At 44.2% G+C, this 17,038-nt stretch carries 15 protein-coding genes and 2 pseudogenes; 7 read left to right on the top strand and 10 right to left on the bottom strand.

Annotation, left to right across the window (positions count from 1 at the left end; translation table 11 throughout):
* Window positions 1-361: 361 nt before the first annotated feature.
* Window positions 362-682, top strand: coding sequence for a hypothetical protein (locus tag AC075L_RS20135; protein ID WP_022381125.1), 321 nt, complete (start codon window positions 362-364; stop codon window positions 680-682).
* Between the two features lie 74 nt (window positions 683-756).
* Here the strand turns inward: AC075L_RS20135 and AC075L_RS20140 are convergent, their stop codons facing one another.
* On the bottom strand, window positions 757-942 hold the full coding sequence (locus tag AC075L_RS20140; RefSeq protein ID WP_118408213.1) for a hypothetical protein: 186 nt from the start codon (window positions 940-942) through the stop codon (window positions 757-759).
* Between the two features lie 179 nt (window positions 943-1,121).
* On the opposite strand from AC075L_RS20140, the gene AC075L_RS20145 reads away from it, so the two are divergent.
* Both AC075L_RS20145 and AC075L_RS20150 read left to right on the top strand, forming a co-directional pair.
* Window positions 1,122-1,487 (top strand): hypothetical protein, encoded by a 366-nt coding sequence (locus AC075L_RS20145; RefSeq protein ID WP_022381123.1) that lies wholly within the window; start codon window positions 1,122-1,124, stop codon window positions 1,485-1,487.
* Window positions 1,480-1,752: a hypothetical protein gene (locus AC075L_RS20150; protein ID WP_008704527.1), complete on the top strand. Its 273-nt coding sequence runs from the start codon at window positions 1,480-1,482 to the stop codon at window positions 1,750-1,752. Before AC075L_RS20145 ends, AC075L_RS20150 begins: the two co-directional genes overlap by 8 nt.
* Before the next feature lie 155 nt (window positions 1,753-1,907).
* Here AC075L_RS20150 and AC075L_RS20155 read toward each other — a convergent pair whose 3' ends face one another.
* The 7 genes from AC075L_RS20155 to AC075L_RS20185 form a co-directional block, all read right to left on the bottom strand.
* Window positions 1,908-2,417 (bottom strand): CinA family protein, encoded by a 510-nt coding sequence (locus tag AC075L_RS20155; protein WP_173701896.1) that lies wholly within the window; start codon window positions 2,415-2,417, stop codon window positions 1,908-1,910.
* 16 nt (window positions 2,418-2,433) lie between these two features.
* Complete coding sequence (gene pgsA / locus AC075L_RS20160) at window positions 2,434-2,973, bottom strand: CDP-diacylglycerol--glycerol-3-phosphate 3-phosphatidyltransferase (RefSeq protein ID WP_008704529.1); 540 nt, start codon at window positions 2,971-2,973, stop codon at window positions 2,434-2,436.
* Window positions 2,957-4,294: a 30S ribosomal protein S12 methylthiotransferase RimO gene (rimO, locus tag AC075L_RS20165; RefSeq protein ID WP_008704530.1), complete on the bottom strand. Its 1,338-nt coding sequence runs from the start codon at window positions 4,292-4,294 to the stop codon at window positions 2,957-2,959. Before rimO ends, pgsA begins: the two co-directional genes overlap by 17 nt.
* 88 nt (window positions 4,295-4,382) lie before the next feature.
* A complete protein-coding gene (rpoZ, locus tag AC075L_RS20170; protein ID WP_008704531.1) occupies window positions 4,383-4,742 on the bottom strand; it encodes a DNA-directed RNA polymerase subunit omega in 360 nt (119 codons plus the stop codon).
* A 42-nt stretch (window positions 4,743-4,784) separates the two neighbouring features.
* Entirely contained in the window at window positions 4,785-5,408 is a 624-nt protein-coding gene (gene gmk / locus AC075L_RS20175) for a guanylate kinase (protein WP_008704533.1), read from the bottom strand.
* Window positions 5,401-5,673 (bottom strand): DUF370 domain-containing protein, encoded by a 273-nt coding sequence (locus AC075L_RS20180; protein WP_008704535.1) that lies wholly within the window; start codon window positions 5,671-5,673, stop codon window positions 5,401-5,403. Before AC075L_RS20180 ends, gmk begins: the two co-directional genes overlap by 8 nt.
* An 11-nt stretch (window positions 5,674-5,684) precedes the next feature.
* The gene (locus tag AC075L_RS20185) at window positions 5,685-6,566 is read right to left on the bottom strand and encodes a YicC/YloC family endoribonuclease (protein ID WP_008704536.1); all 882 of its coding nucleotides are present in this window, start codon (window positions 6,564-6,566) and stop codon (window positions 5,685-5,687) included.
* 596 nt (window positions 6,567-7,162) lie between these two features.
* Between AC075L_RS20185 and AC075L_RS20190 the strand changes: the two genes are divergently transcribed.
* From AC075L_RS20190 to AC075L_RS20200, 3 genes and pseudogenes are all read left to right on the top strand, one after another.
* On the top strand, window positions 7,163-8,908 hold the full coding sequence (locus AC075L_RS20190) for an Rqc2 family fibronectin-binding protein (protein WP_118566277.1): 1,746 nt from the start codon (window positions 7,163-7,165) through the stop codon (window positions 8,906-8,908).
* A 144-nt stretch (window positions 8,909-9,052) separates the two neighbouring features.
* Window positions 9,053-10,608: pseudogene (locus AC075L_RS20195) on the top strand (ABC-F family ATP-binding cassette domain-containing protein).
* A 27-nt stretch (window positions 10,609-10,635) separates the two neighbouring features.
* Entirely contained in the window at window positions 10,636-12,000 is a 1,365-nt protein-coding gene (locus AC075L_RS20200) for an MATE family efflux transporter (RefSeq protein ID WP_055053444.1), read from the top strand.
* 71 nt (window positions 12,001-12,071) lie between these two features.
* Here the strand turns inward: AC075L_RS20200 and leuS are convergent, their stop codons facing one another.
* Entirely contained in the window at window positions 12,072-14,474 is a 2,403-nt protein-coding gene (leuS, locus tag AC075L_RS20205) for a leucine--tRNA ligase (protein WP_118341721.1), read from the bottom strand.
* 322 nt (window positions 14,475-14,796) lie between these two features.
* Between leuS and AC075L_RS20210 the strand changes: the two genes are divergently transcribed.
* Window positions 14,797-14,871, top strand: coding sequence for a DUF6783 domain-containing protein (locus AC075L_RS20210; RefSeq protein ID WP_407843199.1), 75 nt, complete (start codon window positions 14,797-14,799; stop codon window positions 14,869-14,871).
* 111 nt (window positions 14,872-14,982) lie between these two features.
* Here AC075L_RS20210 and AC075L_RS20215 read toward each other — a convergent pair.
* A pseudogene (locus AC075L_RS20215) lies at window positions 14,983-16,988 on the bottom strand (elongation factor G).
* Window positions 16,989-17,038 lie beyond the last annotated feature (50 nt).

The raw sequence follows: 17,038 nt of genomic DNA on the forward strand, positions 1-17,038 counted from the left end.
TGTTGCCGCGGATACACTAAAACAGCCCATTACAAAAACGGTCATCACAAAAAGGAGCAGATACTTTAACAATAGTTTCCCATGTTTCTTCATTCTTATTCTCCGTTTCCTCTCTTTTTATACGTATTGTTTTACGTTTTAATTGGGTTATTGTTGCATTTCTTTCTCAATCATTACAGATTTGTTACGTGGTATATTATATCGGATTCATATATTATTGTCAACTTGTGAAAAGCAACAATTCGCATCGAACTTAAGGTTATTGGTTACTGTGAACATAATGAACAATGATGAAACTGTAACACTTTTTGCGGTTCCACATATGATAGGATTGTAAAGAAAAAAAAACGGAGGATTTAATATGAGCGACTTAGCTGCTACAAATTGCGGATGTGAGGACAGAGGAGGATGCGGATGTGGCTGCGCTAATAACAGCGGATGCGGATGCGACAATGGCTGCGGATGTAATAACGGATGTGGATGTAACAGTGGATGGGGACTTTCAGGCGGAAATAATTCCTGCTGTAATATCCTCTGGATCATCATCCTTCTGTGCCTGTGCGGAAACAATAACTGCGGATGCAGCAATGGCTGCGGCGGATGTGGCAACGGTGACAACTGCTGGATTATTATCGTGCTGCTTCTGTTATGTGGAAACAATGGCTGTGGATGTGGCTGCTGACAATCATTTTCTGTTGGCAGGGGGATCTTTCCCTCTGCCTCTTTATATTTTACAGGATTATAATTTCGTCCTTATTATTCATGCTGCCTGATATTATCCTTATCTTTCATATTCCGGGAATTGATCCTGTCTGTTTTCTTTTCCAGGTGCACTGTCTGAGCACATTGTTTTTTCTTTTTCACACACTCCAGATCTATCTCATAAAAAGCATTTCCATTTATAATAAGCATTTCTTTCTTTTCTTCTGACTCTGATCCCATATCTGATTCTCCATTTTTTTGCAACTGCAAACGCATGATACCTGCAGCAATTCCATAAAATTTGAGGCAGCGTGCAGTAAAGCAGTCTCACAGTTACTTAAATTCTACTTTATTATATGTCAGAATCCTTCTCCCCGTCATATTCTGTTAATAAAAAACATAAAATGGAAGCAGATATTATGAATGAAGAGCAGATTTCACAGACTTTACTGGATCAGATGGTCAGTTCTGACCGCGGACAGATGATAAAAGCCGCCATTCCTTATCTTCCGCCAAAAGGACAGCAGATTTTCTCAGTCTATGAAAAAGCGGTTGAATTTATCAATACGGTTTCTGTTTTCAGCAAAAGAAGTTCCGGCAGCGATCTGTGTGCCATGAGCATGCCGCCCCAGAATCCGGTGGATATCATCAATGATATCCGCAGCTTCTGTTATGGTCCCAGCAGGGATAAATTAGATCAGATGGTAAATATGATGGCTATGGTTCAGATGCTGCAGCTCATGAACCAGCCTGCAGATGGTGAGAAGGAGGATTCCCATGAATGATGACTGGCGCAACAACCCGAAGCTTGCAGGTATGGATCGTTCCAAGCTTGATATGCTTCAGAATCTGGCTTCCCAGGGAAGTTCAAAGGGTGCAAATGAGATGCTGCCTTTCCTGATGAGCGCAGCTGCTCAGGGAAAAAAAGGTGGTCTGAAATTTAATGCTGATGAGATTTCTGCGATCATTGAAGTGCTGAAGATGGGAAAATCTCCCGCAGAGGCACAAAAACTTGATAAAGTGGTGAACCTTATGAAAATGATGCGGTGACCAAGTCCCCACTCACTGCTTATTGCTTTTCGCAGACTCCGCAGAAAACTTACCTGATTCGGTTAATATGAATTGCTATGATAACAAAAAGAGTACATTTCATCAACTTTCCGAAATGTACTCTTATGTTCAGTAATGTAACTTGTCACCAATTATTATCTGTCATATTTGCGCAGCCTGTCGCAGATAAATGTCAGTGCCTGTTCAACTGCCTGGTCTCTGATACTTTTTCTGTCGCCCTCAAAGTGAAATTCCCTCACAGTTGTCTTTCCTGCACAGTAACATCCCATAAATACGGTTCCCACCGGTGTTTCCTCTGTTCCACCGCCCGGACCTGCAAGTCCTGTCACAGAGAGACAGACATCGGTTTTGGCTGCTTTCGCACCGCCTTTTGCCATCTGTCCGGCACATTTGGCTGAGACAGCACCTTCTTTCTTCAGTGTACTCTTCTTTACTCCAAGACATTTTCTTTTGGCGCGGTTTGTATATGTGACATAACCACACATAAATACCTCCGAAGCTCCCGGTACATTTACGATGTCCGCTGCTACCGCACCGCCTGTACAGGACTCGGCAAGAGACAGTGTCATTTTCTTTTTTTTCAGGAGTCCTACAACTGTTTCTTCTAATGCTGATTCTTCTGATGCTTCCTTTTCTGAAGCCATATTTAAAGCCTTCTTTCTAATCCTGCATGGACAGAACACTCCTGTTCTGCCAGATATATGTGATCAGGGAAATAACGGTAAGTGCCAGAGAAAGCCAGATAAATATCTGTTCCAGAATATCAAACACTCCGCCCAGATCGATCAGCAGTAAAATGATCATGATCATCTGGGAAACCGTCTTAAATTTGCCCCAGTAGTTTGCCGCGATCACAACACCGTTCTCGGCTGCGATCAGACGGAATCCGCTGATAATAAATTCTCTTCCTATAATAATGATAACAAACCATGCCGGAAGTTTTTCCAGTTCAATAAAGCAGATCATTGCAGAACACACAAGCAGCTTGTCTGCAAGAGGATCCATGAATTTTCCAAAGTTTGTCACCAGATTGTATTTTCTGGCAAGCTTTCCGTCAAACCAGTCGGTCACACTTGCAACAACAAAAATAGCAAGTGCTATATAGCGGTTTGCCTCACCGCCCAAGTCTGTAAGCATAAACAGTACAAGAAACGGAACCAGAATCATTCTGGCTACTGTAAGTTTATTCGGTGTATTCATCTGCCAACTCTCCTATCAAATCATATTCCAGTGCACCGGTCACACGTACCTTTGCAAAATCTCCTGTCATCAGGAGTTCTCCTGTCTGCACAAAAATATAACCGTCGACCTTTGGTGCATCTCCGTAAGTTCTGCCAATGTATGCGCTCTCATCTGCAACTTTTCCCTCGATCATCACGAGAAGTTCCTGTCCGATACGGTCAGTTCCCTTATCATAGGAAATCTCCTGCTGAAGCTCCATGATCTCGTCACGTCTGGCCTCTTTGACTTCTTCCGCAACCTGATCAGGCATCGTTGCTGCAGGTGTATCTTCTTCCGGTGAGTAAGTAAATACTCCCAGACGGTCAAATTCCATCTCATCCACAAAGCTCATCAGCTCTTCGTGGTCTTCCTGTGTTTCCCCGGGGAATCCGGAGATCAGAGTGGTACGGAGCACGATGTCAGGAATCTCCCGGCGAAGCTTATTTACAATCTCCACCAGTTCTGCCTGTGTTGTCCTTCTTCCCATTCTCTTTAAGATACGGTCACTTGCATGCTGGATCGGAAGATCCAGATAATGGCAGATCTTCTTCTCCTCTTTCATGGTCTGGATCAGTTCATCATAAATTTCCTCCGGATAGCAGTAAAGCACGCGGATCCAGCGGATTCCTTTGATCTTGCATAACTCTTTCAGGAGGATATGAAGAGATTTCTTTCCATATATGTCAGTTCCATATACGGTTGTCTCCTGTGCGACAAGGATCAGCTCTTTTACGCCTTCCTCTGCCATCTCCTTTGCCTGTGTTACCAGACGTTCCATCGGAACGCTTCGGAATTTACCGCGAAGTTTCGGGATGATACAGTAGGTGCAGTGTTTATCACAGCCTTCTGCTATCTTGAGGTATCCGAAATGTCCGCCTGTTGTGAGAACACGTTTGCCAAGCTTTTCCGGAAGATAATCAATATCTTTAAATTCCTGGAAATGTTTTCCTTCCATTGCTTCACGGATTGCCTTAAGGATGTCTCCGTAGGAAGTTGTTCCAAGTACTGCATCTACTTCCGGTACTTCCTCAATGATCTCATTCTTATAACGCTGTGCCATACATCCTGTGACAACCAGGACTTTACAGCTCCCGGTTTTCTTGTATTCTGCCATCTCAAGGATGGTGTTGACGCTCTCTTCCTTTGCGTCATTGATAAAGCAGCAGGTGTTCACCACAATGGCCTCTGCTTCAGTTTCATCATCTACGATCTCGAACCCGTTACCTGTAAGAAGTCCAAGCATTTCTTCGGAATCTACAAGGTTCTTGTCACAGCCTAATGATACGAATAATAATTTCATAAATTCTCCTATAAGAATGTGCCTGAAAATATACCTCTGTAATTCTCAGACACATCCTTTTGTTTATCTATTGTGTTACCATCAGTTCTTACTCTTCAGTTGTTTCTGCAGTTGTTTCTTCTGCTGTTTCAGCAGTCTCTGTGATTTCAGAAGCCTGTGCTGATTCTTCTGTCTGTGCCTCAGCTGTCTGTTCTGTTCCTTCTTCATCCTCTTCTTCCGGAGCAAGGATCTTTACTTTTCCTTTGTAGAGCTCGTCGATCGCAACTGAGAGAGGTTTCTTGCCTGCCGCACCCTCTACCATTGGTTTGGAACCTGCAATGATCTGACGCGCACGTTTACTTGCAGCAAGTACAAGGGAATAACGGCTGTTAAGGGACATTGTTGTATCGTCGTCCTCACTGTTTGTATTGATTGCTTCGATTAATTCTGTATAAGACGGATGTATCATGTATTTTCTCCTTTCTTTTAAGCGGTCTGGGCCGCATGTTTATCATTTCTGAAATGCTTTTGTCTGTTTCTGGATATCTGCGATAAATTCTGCATTTCTGGATACTCTGGAATGTTCACTCACAATAATCTGATGAAGATGGTCTACGCATTCCTCTACAGTATCGTTGACAAGAATATAGTCATATTGTCCCATACCTTCTGCCTCTTCACCGGCTCTTGCAAGTCTGTCTGCGATCACCTGTGCGGTTTCTGTTCCTCTGCCTGTGAGACGGCGTTCCAGTTCCTCCACAGTCGGCGGAGTTACAAACACCAGAAGTGCTTCCGGTATTTTCTCTTTGATCTTCATTGCGCCCTGGATTTCGATCTCAAGGATTACATTTCTGCCTGCCTGAAGCTGCTCTTCGACATAAGAGCGTGGGGTACCATAATAATTTTCCACATACTGGGCATATTCAAGCAATGCATCCTCTTCGATCAGCTTCTCAAATTCATCCCTTGTACGGAAGAAATATTCTCTGCCGTCCTCTTCACCGGGACGGGGTTTTCTGGTTGTTGCGGAGACAGATAATGCATAACCATCATATTTCTCCATGAGGCGTTTCATTACTGTGCCTTTTCCTGCACCGGAAAATCCGGAAACCACTACTAAAATTCCTTTATTCATGGGTCTCTCCCTTATCCTCGTTTTCATATATTTCTGCAAATCTCCGGGCAATGGTCTCAGGCTGAAGTGCGCTGAGCACCAGATAATCGTCGCTTGTGACGATCACTGCTTTTGTCTTTCGCCCCTGAGTTGCATCAATCAGTGACCGGGTTCCCTTTATGCTCTGCACCATTCTTTTTACAGGTGCCGCATCCGGGCTTACCACTGCCACGATTTTCTGTGAATTGACTACATTTCCAAAACCGATATTAATAAGTCTTGCCACGTTTTCTTCCTCTATTCTACGTTCTGGATCTGTTCTCTGACTTTCTCGATCTCTGTTTTCAGATCAATGGCAATGTTGGAAATCTCCAGATCACTTGATTTGGATAAAATCGTGTTTGCTTCTCTGTTCATTTCCTGTGCCATGAAGTCCAGTTTGCGTCCGATGCCTTCTTTCTCTGTTGTAAGCATCTTTTTCATGTTCCTGATGTGGCTGTGAAGGCGGACGGTTTCCTCATCATTGCAGATTTTGTCTGAAAACAGGATGACTTCTGCTGCGATGCGGTTGTCATCGATCTGTGTGTCTTCCAGCAGCTCGGAAACTTTTGCTTCCAGTTTGGTCCTGTAGGCATTGACTACTTCCGGAGAGCGGGCTTCTACACGTAATACTTTTTCTTCAAGGCTGTCCAGTTTTCCGATAAGATCTTTCTCAAGATTTCTGCCTTCCAGTATCCTTGTCTGGACAAATTTCTCACATGCCTCGCGAAGGGGCGGTTCCAGAGATTCCCAGAGTGCTTCCTCATCAACAGACTGTTCTTCCATGACAAGTACCTCCGGATAGCGTGACAGGGTGCTGACTTTGATATCGTAGTCAAGGTCAAAGTCCTGCTGCATCTGTTTGAGACAGGTGATGTATTCGGATGCGAGTTCTCTGTTGTATTTGAGAGCTCCGTTGTCCAGGGTGTAGTCTTCGTATGTGATGTATACATCAACTTTGCCTCTCTGGATGTAGGTTTTCATCAGGTTTCTGACTGCGCCTTCCAGGAAGTTGAGTTTTCTGGGCATTTTGATGCTGAGGTCCAGGTATCTGTGGTTGACAGATTTTAGTTCGATTGTTATTTTTCTTTCTTTGGTCACGACTTCTGCCCGGCCGAAACCTGTCATGCTTTTTATCATAGTTTTTCTCTCTTTGTCTGTCTATTAGTGTCGGGGTATGTGTGCCTGTTCTGGTTTACATACAGATTTATTATAGTTCATTATAGAATGGGAGTCAAACATTTTTTCGTTGATGGCGGTAGGAAATGTGTGGTATACTAGCAGAAGGGACGCCGCAGGTGGGACGCAGGTGGGACGCAGGAGAAAATAAATAGTTCCGGGCGCGGTTTCGGGGTTTAGTCAACTCTAAGGCTTCGGAAATCTGCTAAAGGCATGAAAAAAACAGCAAAACTCGCTTCGCTCAGACAGGTTGCTGTTTTTTTCATAACGCAGATTCCCGAAGCCTAAGAGTTACTACAACCCCTGCAAATGCGCCCGGAACTATTTATTTTCTCCTGCTGGTAGCTGGCTGTTGGAGGTATATGGTATATCCTTTAAATTGAACGGCTTTCAGAAAAGCTTATTATAGTTTGTTTGTCAGAAAGGGCTTCGCCTTTCTGACGTAAAACGTTGATTATTCTGACTAACTGATTTGTTTTTTCTTTTCTTGATCGTACTGTCGTATTGATTGAGTTTTGATTATTTTTACTGATTATTTTTTAAAGGAGTGTTTTTATATGGCTTTTGATGGGATTACGATTGCGGCTATGGTGAAGGAGCTGCATTTGAATTTGGATGGAGGACGGTTTAATAAGATTGCTCAGCCGGAGGCGGATGAGCTTTTGATTACGGGGAAAGGGGCGAATGGGCAGTGCAGGCTGCTGCTTTCGGCCAGTGCTTCTCTTCCGCTGATTTATTTTACTTCTAAGAATAAGCCCAGCCCTATGACTGCGCCTAATTTCTGTATGCTGCTACGTAAGCATATTGGAAGTGCAAGGGTTTCGGATATCAGGCAGCCGGGGATGGAGCGTGTGGTGATGTTTGAGCTGGAGCATCTGAATGAGCTGGGGGATCCCTGTAAGAAGGTTCTTATCATGGAGCTGATGGGCAAGCACAGTAATATTATTTTCTGTGATGATAAGGGGATGATCCTGGATAGTATCAAGCATGTTTCTTCTCATATGAGTTCTGTGCGTGAGGTGCTTCCGGGAAGGGAGTATTTTATTCCGAAGACGCAGGATAAGCTGAATCCGCTGACTGTGAGTGAGGAGGAGTTTTGTGATGTTGTGTGCAGGAAGCCTTGTAATATTTCCAGGGCTGTTTACTCTTCTCTTACTGGAATCAGTCCGGTTGTTGCGGAGGAGATCTGTTTCAGGGCTTCGATTGACGGAAGTGATGCAGCGCAGTCTCTGGATGAGGCGGCGAGGGTGCATTTGTATCATACGTTCCGCAGGCTGATGGATCAGGTTGTGGATGGGGATTTTTCTCCGAATATTGTTTACCGGGGGGAAGAACCTGTGGAGTATGGTGTGTTTGCGTTCCAGCAGTATGGACCGGAGTATCATTCTGTGGAGTTTGAGAGTGTTTCACAGATGCTGGAGACTTATTATGCGACAAAGAATACGTTGACGCGTATCCATCAGAAGTCTTCGGATCTGAGGAGGATCGTGCAGACTGCGCTGGAGCGTAACCGTAAGAAGCTGAGTCTGCAGGAGAAGCAGATGAAGGATACTGCGAAGAAAGAGAAGTATAAGGTTTACGGGGAGCTGATCAATACTTATGGGTATGGGCTGGAGGATGGATGTAAGTCGTTTAAGGCTCTGAATTATTATACCAATGAGGAGATTACCATTCCTCTTGATCCTACTATGACTCCGGCGGAGAATTCCAAAAAGTATTTTGACAAGTATGGAAAGCTGAAGCGTACGGAGGAGGCTCTGACTGAGCAGATTGCAGATACGAGAAGTGAGATTGAGCATCTGGAGTCTGTTTCCAATGCTCTGGATATTGCTTTGGCTGAGAGTGATCTGGCACAGATCAAGGAAGAGCTGATGGAGTATGGATATATTAAGAAGCATTATGACCGCAGGAAGGGACAGAAGGCACAGAGTAAGTCTAAGCCGTTCCATTATGTGACTGAGGATGGGTATGATATTTATGTGGGAAAAAATAATTTCCAGAATGATGAGCTTACCTTTAAGTTTGCCACAGGGAATGACTGGTGGTTTCATGCCAAGAAGATGGCCGGTTCGCATGTGGTCGTGAAGTCTAAGGACGGAGAACTGCCGGATCATATCTTTGAGATTGCGGGACAGCTTGCCGCTTATTATTCCAAAGGACGTACTGCCCCTAAGGTGGAGATTGATTATATCCAGAAGAAGCAGGTGAAAAAGCCTGCAGGGGCGAAGCCCGGATTTGTGGTTTATTATACAAATTATTCGTTGATGGCTGAGCCGTCATTAAAAGGAGTCAGGGAAGTCTGATCATACTGTTGTATAGTTACAAATATTAAAAGAATTGCGGGAGCTGCTTTGCAGCGGAGTAAGTAATTCGTGGATGTCAGGTCAGGGGTGAAATACCTTTTGACCCTGACATTATATAACAATAATTAAGGAGAATTTCTTTTTATGAGTATTTTGAATGTTGAACATCTGACACATGGTTTCGGAGACAGGGCGATTTTTAATGATGTGTCTTTCCGCCTGTTAAAGGGCGAGCATATTGGACTGGTTGGTGCCAACGGGGAAGGTAAATCTACTTTCTTTAATATTGTAACCGGAAAGCTGATGCCGGATGAGGGTAAGATTGAATGGGCAAAGAATGTACGTGTCGGCTATCTGGACCAGCATTCTGTCCTTTCTCAGGGTATGTCCATCCGTGACGTGCTGAAGTCTGCGTTCTCTTATCTTTTTGAGATGGAGGAAAGAATGAATGGGATCTGTGACTCTCTTGGCACTGCTTCTCCTGAGGAGATGGATACTCTGATGGAAGAGCTGGGAACTATTCAGGATACCCTTACCATGCATGATTTCTATGTGATCGATGCGAAGGTGGAGGAAGTTGCCAGAGCCCTGGGACTTCTGGATATCGGACTGGAACGTGATGTTACAGATCTGAGTGGTGGTCAGAGAACCAAGGTTCTGCTTGGCAAGCTGCTTCTGGAGAAGCCGGATATCCTGCTTCTGGACGAGCCTACCAACTATCTGGATGAGGAACATATCGAATGGCTGAAGCGTTATCTGCAGGATTATGAGAATGCATTTATCCTTATCTCCCACGATATTCCGTTTCTGAATTCTGTTATCAATCTGGTTTATCATATGGAGAATCAGGAACTGAACCGTTATGTCGGGGATTATGACCATTTCCAGGAAGTGTATGAGGTGAAGAAGGCTCAGCTTGAGGCTGCTTACAGACGCCAGCAGCAGGAAATCAGTGAACTGAAGGATTTCGTCGCAAGAAATAAGGCCAGGGTTTCTACAAGAAATATGGCAATGTCCAGACAGAAGAAGCTGGATAAGATGGATGTGATCGAGCTTGCTGCCGAGAAGCCGAAGCCTGAGTTTCATTTTAAATACGGACGCACTCCGGGAAAATATATTTTCGAAACGAAGGATCTGGTTATTGGTTATAATGAACCTCTTTCCAGACCTGTTACTTCTCTATGGAAAGAGGAAATAAGATTGCGCTGGTTGGTGCAAACGGTATCGGTAAGACAACTTTACTGAAGAGTATTCTGGGATTGATCCCGTCTCTGAAGGGTTCCTGCGAACTCGGGGAGAATCTTCAGATTGGATATTTTGAGCAGGAAGTAAAGGGTGATAACAAGACTACCTGTATTGATGAGATCTGGGCGGAGTTTCCGTCTTATACTCAGTATGAAGTGCGGTCTGCTCTCGCCAAATGCGGTCTGACTACCAAGCATATTGAAAGTCAGGTACGTGTACTGAGTGGCGGGGAGCAGGCGAAGGTGCGTCTGTGTAAGCTGGTGAATAAAGAAACGAACATTCTGCTTCTGGACGAGCCTACCAATCATCTGGATGTGGATGCAAAAGAAGCTTTGAAGCAGGCATTGATCGAATATAAGGGAAGCATTCTCCTGATCTGCCATGAACCGGAGTTTTACCGCGATGTGGTTTCTCAAGTATGGGACTGCAGTAAATGGACTACAAAAGTATTATAATAATTAGTATATGAAGGGTTATTACAAATGAGTAAAGCAAAAACTGTGGATCTGACTTCCGGTCCGATTCTGAAAACTCTGGCAGAGCTGGCTCTGCCTATCATGATTTCTTCCATGCTGGGAACAGCATACAGTATTATGGATATGGCATGGATCGGACTGCTTGGTGCAAAGGCGGTTGCAGGCGTGGGAGTAGGCGGAATGTATGTCTGGCTCTCCCAGGGGCTTGCATCCCTGTCAAGAATGGGCGGACAGGTAAATACAGCTCAGGCATGCGGGCGCAAAGATTATGACCAGGCACGTTCCTATGCTGCCAGTTCTCTGCAGCTTACTGCACTGTCCGGCATTTTGTTTGCTGCTGTCTGTGTTATTTTCATACAGCCTCTGCTGGGATTTTTTAATCTGACCGATGCAGAAACTTATACTGCTGCCAGATCTTATACATTGATCACCTGTGGGCTGATTCTTTTTTCTTATCTGAATCTGACGCTGACCGGACTCTCTACTGCGCAGGGAGATTCCCGCACTCCCCTGCTTGCAAACTTTATCGGGCTTGCAGGAAATATGATTCTGGATCCGCTGCTGATCCTTGGCATCGGACCTTTCCCGAGGCTGGAGGTTGCCGGAGCCGCTATTGCGACAGTAAGTTCACAGATTCTGGTTTTTGTGGTGATGGTTCTGCGTATCCGGCATTCCAGACTGGAGCCAAATGTTTTACAACATCTGAATCTGCTGTCTGTTTTTCCAAAAGAATATTATAAGCACATTTTCAGGATCGGGTTTCCCACAGCTATACAGGGAAGCATTTACTGTTTCATCTCCATGATTCTGACCCGTATGGTTTCCGGTTATGGTGCTGCCGCTATTGCAACGCAGCGTGTTGGCGGACAGATTGAATCCGTATCCTGGAATACTGCTGATGGTTTTGCTTCAGCACTGAATGCTTTTATTGCCCAAAACTACGGTGCACGAAAAAAAGACCGTATCCGTAAAGGTTACAGTCTGTCATTTCGCGTTCTCACAATTTGGGGCCTGTTTGTCACTGCAGCTTTTGTCTTTCTTCCGGAACCAATTGCCAGGTTATTTTTCCACGAAAAAGAAGCGCTGGATACTGCTGTCAATTATCTGGTCATTATCGGATTCAGTGAAGTCTTTATGTCCATTGAGCTGATGACAGTGGGCGCATTATCAGGGCTTGGACGCACCAGATTATCCAGTACGATCAGTGTGATCCTGACAGGCTCACGAATCCCGCTGGCATTGATCCTGACACATGCGGGAATGGGATTAAATGGTGTATGGTGGGCACTTACAATCTCTTCTATCGTGAAGGGAATCGTGTTTACACTGACATTCCGGCATATCAGCAGGCGGTTGCCTGAAAAGGTCTAAAAATACAGCTGGCAAACTCAAAAGAGGACTGTTCAGAAAAATTTCTGTCAGTCCTCTTTTTACTGTTTCTATTATTTCGCAACAAAGTTTACGATCTTGTTCGGTACATAAATCTCTTTGATAAGGTTCTTACCTTCCAGGAAGGAAGCAATTCTCTCGTCTGCTTTGGCAATCTCGAATGCTTTTTCTTTTTCACATCCGTTAGGGATTACGATTGTTCCTCTTACTTTACCGTTTACCTGTACACCGATCTCAACGGTCTTGGCAATTGTTTTGCCTTCATCGTATTTCGGCCATTCGGAAACTGCCAGTAAGCCTTCACCTCCGATGAATTCCCAGATTTCTTCGCAGATATGCGGTGCGAACGGGCTAAGCAGTTTGATAAAGATGGTAAGGTCATCTTTGCTTAAGTGTCCTTCTGCTGTGATCTCATTAATGAGTGTCATCAGGCTGGCGATCGCAGTATTGAATTTCAGGTTCTCGATATCAGAAGAAACTTTCTTGATGGTACGGTGGAGTTTCATCTCCAGTTCATCAGATACGGATTCTTCAGAAAGGATATCTGTCAGCCCTGCAACACGGTCCAGGAACTTCTTACAGCCCTTTACAGAGTTCTCGCTCCACGGTGTAGCTGCGCCATAGTCACCCATAAACAGTACATAGGTACGAAGAGTATCTGCACCGTATTCTTCTACAATATCCAGCGGATCAACTACGTTGCCCTTGGATTTACTCATTTTATCTCCGTCCGGTCCGAGGATCAATCCCTGGATGGAACGTTTTGCATATGGTTCCGGTGTATTTACTACGCCAAGATCATACAGGAAATGATGCCAGAATCTGGAGTAGATCATATGTCTGGTAACGTGTTCCATACCACCATTGTACCAGTCAACAGGCATCCAGTATTTCAGTTTGTCCATATCTGCCAGTGCATTTGCATTGTGCGGATCTGTATATCTTAAGAAATACCAGGAAGATCCTGCCCACTGAGGCATAGTATCTGTCTCACGCTTCGCTGCAGCACCGCATTTCGGGCATGTGCAGTTTACGAAAGAATCAATCTTTGCAAGTGGGGACTGTCCGTCTTCACCCGGCTCGAAGTCCTTTACATCCGGCAGGCGCAGCGGAAGTTCGTTCTCCGGAACTGCCACAACACCGCAGTTCGGGCAGTGGATAAGCGGGATTGGCTCACCCCAGTATCTCTGGCGGTTGAATGCCCAGTCTTTCATCTTATACTGAACACCGGCTTTACCGATTCCTTTTTTCTCCAGCTCTTCCAACATACGCTCAATAGAATCTTTCTTCTTTGCATATCCGTTCAGGAAATCGGAGTTTACCATTTCGCCGTCGCCTGTATAGGCTTCTTTGGAAATATCTCCGCCTTTGATAACTTCGATAATGTCGATGCCGAATTTCTTCGCGAAATCATAGTCACGCTGGTCGTGAGCAGGTACTGCCATGATAGCACCTGTACCATATCCCATCATTACATAGTCAGCAATGTAGATTGGAATTTTCTTACCGTTAACCGGGTTGATTCCCTCAAGTCCCTGGATTCTCACACCTGTTTTATCTTTTACAAGCTGAGTTCTCTCAAACTCTGTTTTCTTTGCACACTCATTACGATATGCAGTGATCTCATCCATGTTTGTGATTTTATCTGCATATTTGTCAATGATCGGATGTTCCGGTGCGATTACCATGAATGTTACACCAAACAGAGTATCCGGTCTGGTTGTATAGATTTCAAGTTTCTCATCGATTCCGTCAACATCGAAGTTAACGAAAGCACCTTTTGATTTGCCGATCCAGTGGATCTGCTGCTGTTTTACATTTTCCGGATAGTCTACATCTTTCAGACCTTCCAGAAGCTTATCTGCATACTGGGTGATTCTTAAATACCATACATCTTTTGATTTCTGAACAACATCGCTGTGGCAGATATCACATTTACCGCCCTGGCTGTCTTCATTGGAAAGGACTACTTTACAGTGCGGGCAGTAATTAACCAGTGTTCTGTCTCTGAATACAAGACCTTTTTCGAACATTTTCAGGAAAATCCACTGTGTCCATTTGTAGTAGTCTTCATCTGTTGTATCGATCACACGGTTCCAGTCAAAGGAAAATCCAACTTTCTTTAACTGGTTTGAGAATCTCTTGATGTTCTCATCTGTGATGATACGTGGATGTGTTCCGGTCTTTACTGCGTAGTTCTCTGTCGGGAGACCAAATGCATCAAATCCGATCGGGAAAAGTACATTATAGCCTTCCATACGACGTTTTCTGGAAATAACCTCCAGACTGGAATATGCTTTGATATGTCCTACGTGCATACCGGCACCGCTTGGATATGGGAACTCTACCAGACCATAGAATTTAGGTTTGTCACTGTTATCTTTGGCTTCGAAGACTTTGGCTTCTTCCCATTTTGCCTGCCACTTAGGCTCGATCTTTTTAAACAAGTATTTCATCTCTATACTTCCTCCAACATTTTGCTGTATGTGAACTACCCGGCAACAGAGTTACCAGGGCATCTGACTTAAGGCGAGATACCGTCTTTTTCAGGGTGCGTCCATGACACCACTACTGTTTGCTCCACTGAGCTACACAGCTGCTTTTATTATTTCCGGCGGTTTCAGTCCGATTATGGACATCTTATCCTAAAAATTTATTTTAATTCAACAAAGGCTGTTTGTCAATGTAACGTTTTGCTGTATCTAGTGTTTTTGCTGTAAAAATGGCACTTATTTCGCATTTTCGAGTAATACACCACTAGAGTGTGTCTGAAAAATCATTCCCGCAAAGTGTGACGCACATCTTGCAGAAAGCCTTTTTCAGACACACTCTAGTTCTGTCAACAAAACGTAAAAAACAGGACATTCCGCATCTCTGCAAAATGTCCTGCCATTTTTATTTCTTAACTATATTTTAATTACTGCGCTAACACAAATTACTGCTCTATCAGTAATTACCCTTTTTTTATTCTTCAGCTTTATCCACTTTGCTTGCTCTTGCTTCGATTTCTTTTGCCTGGATATCGTTCGGAGCCTGCTCGTAGCGTGCGAATTCATAGGAGAATTCTCCGCTTCCGCCTGTCATAGAACGAAGATCTGTGGAATATCCATAAATCTCAAGCTGTGGAACATCTGCCTCAATAATGGTATTGCCCTGATGATCAGGAGTCATACCAAGAACACGGCCACGACGTTTGTTCAGGTCGCCCATAACATCACCGGTAAATTTATCCGGAACAGTTACTTTCATAGATACAATTGGCTCTAAGAGTACAGGTGATGCATCCATAAAGCCTTTCTTAAATGCAAGAATCGTTGCCATCTTGAATGCCATTTCTGAGGAGTCTACCGGATGATAAGATCCATCATATAAGGTAGCTTTCACACCAACTACAGGATATGCAGCCAGAGGTCCTTTTAATACGCATTCCTGAAGACCTTTCTCAACTGCCGGGAAGTAGTTCTTCGGAACTGCACCACCAACTACAACCTGTTCAAATTCATAAGGTGTCTCCAGATCGCCTGATGGCTCGAAACGCATCTTAACATGTCCATACTGTCCATGTCCACCGGACTGTTTCTTATGTTTACCCTCTACATCTGCATTCTTACGGATCGTCTCGCGGAACGGAACCTTCGGTTTGCTCAGCTCAACATCTACTTTGTAGCGTTCTTTTAATTTATTCATAACGATATCGAGATGCTGATCACCGATACCATAGATAAGGCTCTGACGGTTTGCACTGTCATTTACTACACGAAGTGTCTTGTCTTCACTCATCATCTTCGCAAGTGCCTGGGAAATCTTATCCTCATCACCCTTCTTCACTGCTTTAAATCTCTTGCAGGTATATGGTGTGGAAAGGAGTGCCTTCGGATAAAGAATCGGATTTGCTTTTGTCGCAAGGCTGTCACCAGTCTGTACGCTGTTTAATTTGGCAATTGCACCAATATCACCGGCATGAAGTTCCGGAACCTCGATTGGTTTGGATCCTTCAAGTACATATAATTTATTCAGACGTTCTTCTTCGCCTTTCTCTACGTTTAATAAAGTGTCATCGGATTTGATAACACCGGAGCATACTTTAATAAGAGAATATTTGCCAAGGAACGGGTCTGCAATTGTTTTCCACACATATGCGGATTTCACTTTCGTGAAGTCGTAGTTTGCTTCAAAGATCTCATTTGTCTTCTGAGCGATTCCGTTGCAGGAGCGTTTGTCCGGGCTTGGGAAATATCCGCAGATATCATCCAGTAAGTTGGATACACCGCGAAGATTGATCGGTGAGCCCATGCATACAGGTACGATAGATGCCTCCTGTACGTTCATTGCAAGCGCCGCGGAAACCTCTGTCACTGAGAAAGTATCTCCTTCGAAGTAACGATCCATGAATTCCTCGCTGGTCTCTGCTACAGATTCCATAAGGATATCATGATATTTCTCCAGATATTCATCCAGGTATTCAGGAATCTCGCATTCCTCTTTCTTACCTTTATCTATGTATTTACGTCCTGCCTGTTTTACAACATTTACATATCCTACAAATTTGCCGTCTTCACGAATCGGGAAGTGAAGCGGTGCAATCTTCTTGCCGTAGAGTTCAGTGAGCTGTTCTACTACTTTACGGTAGCTGACATCATCTACGTCCATATCTGTGACAAAGATCATTCTCGGAAGTTTATATTTCTCACATAAGTTCCATGCCTTCTGTGTTCCAACCTGAACGCCTGCTTTACCGGAAACTACAATGATCGCTGCATCTGCTGCGCTTACTGCTTCTTCTACTTCGCCTACGAAATCGAAATATCCGGGAGTATCCAGCACATTGATCTTTACCTTATCCCATGGTACCGGAATCAATGTGGTAGAAATGGAAAAATGTCTCTTAATCTCTTCTTTGTCATAATCGCTACAGTATTTCCGTCTTCTACTCTTCCGAGACGGTTAGTCATTCCTGCTAAGTAAGCCATTGCTTCTGCCAGTGTAGTTTTGTTGCATGTCCACGACCTAAAAAAGCTAC

The organism is Blautia sp. ZXY-1-B12 (genome assembly GCF_056339915.1).

Bases quoted from the DNA above. Each gene is read 5' to 3' on its own strand.
- AC075L_RS20150 (WP_008704527.1), top strand. From the start codon at position 1,480: ATGAATGATGACTGGCGCAACAACCCGAAGCTTGCAGGTATGGATCGT.
- AC075L_RS20135 (WP_022381125.1), top strand. From the start codon at position 362: ATGAGCGACTTAGCTGCTACAAATTGCGGATGTGAGGACAGAGGAGGA.
- AC075L_RS20185 (WP_008704536.1), bottom strand. From the start codon at position 6,566: ATGATAAAAAGCATGACAGGTTTCGGCCGGGCAGAAGTCGTGACCAAA.
- gmk (WP_008704533.1), bottom strand. From the start codon at position 5,408: ATGAATAAAGGAATTTTAGTAGTGGTTTCCGGATTTTCCGGTGCAGGA.
- AC075L_RS20200 (WP_055053444.1), top strand. From the start codon at position 10,636: ATGAGTAAAGCAAAAACTGTGGATCTGACTTCCGGTCCGATTCTGAAA.
- pgsA (WP_008704529.1), bottom strand. From the start codon at position 2,973: ATGAATACACCGAATAAACTTACAGTAGCCAGAATGATTCTGGTTCCG.
- rpoZ (WP_008704531.1), bottom strand. From the start codon at position 4,742: ATGATACATCCGTCTTATACAGAATTAATCGAAGCAATCAATACAAAC.
- rimO (WP_008704530.1), bottom strand. From the start codon at position 4,294: ATGAAATTATTATTCGTATCATTAGGCTGTGACAAGAACCTTGTAGAT.
- leuS (WP_118341721.1), bottom strand. From the start codon at position 14,474: ATGAAATACTTGTTTAAAAAGATCGAGCCTAAGTGGCAGGCAAAATGG.
- AC075L_RS20190 (WP_118566277.1), top strand. From the start codon at position 7,163: ATGGCTTTTGATGGGATTACGATTGCGGCTATGGTGAAGGAGCTGCAT.
- AC075L_RS20155 (WP_173701896.1), bottom strand. From the start codon at position 2,417: ATGGCTTCAGAAAAGGAAGCATCAGAAGAATCAGCATTAGAAGAAACA.
- AC075L_RS20145 (WP_022381123.1), top strand. From the start codon at position 1,122: ATGAATGAAGAGCAGATTTCACAGACTTTACTGGATCAGATGGTCAGT.
- AC075L_RS20140 (WP_118408213.1), bottom strand. From the start codon at position 942: ATGGGATCAGAGTCAGAAGAAAAGAAAGAAATGCTTATTATAAATGGA.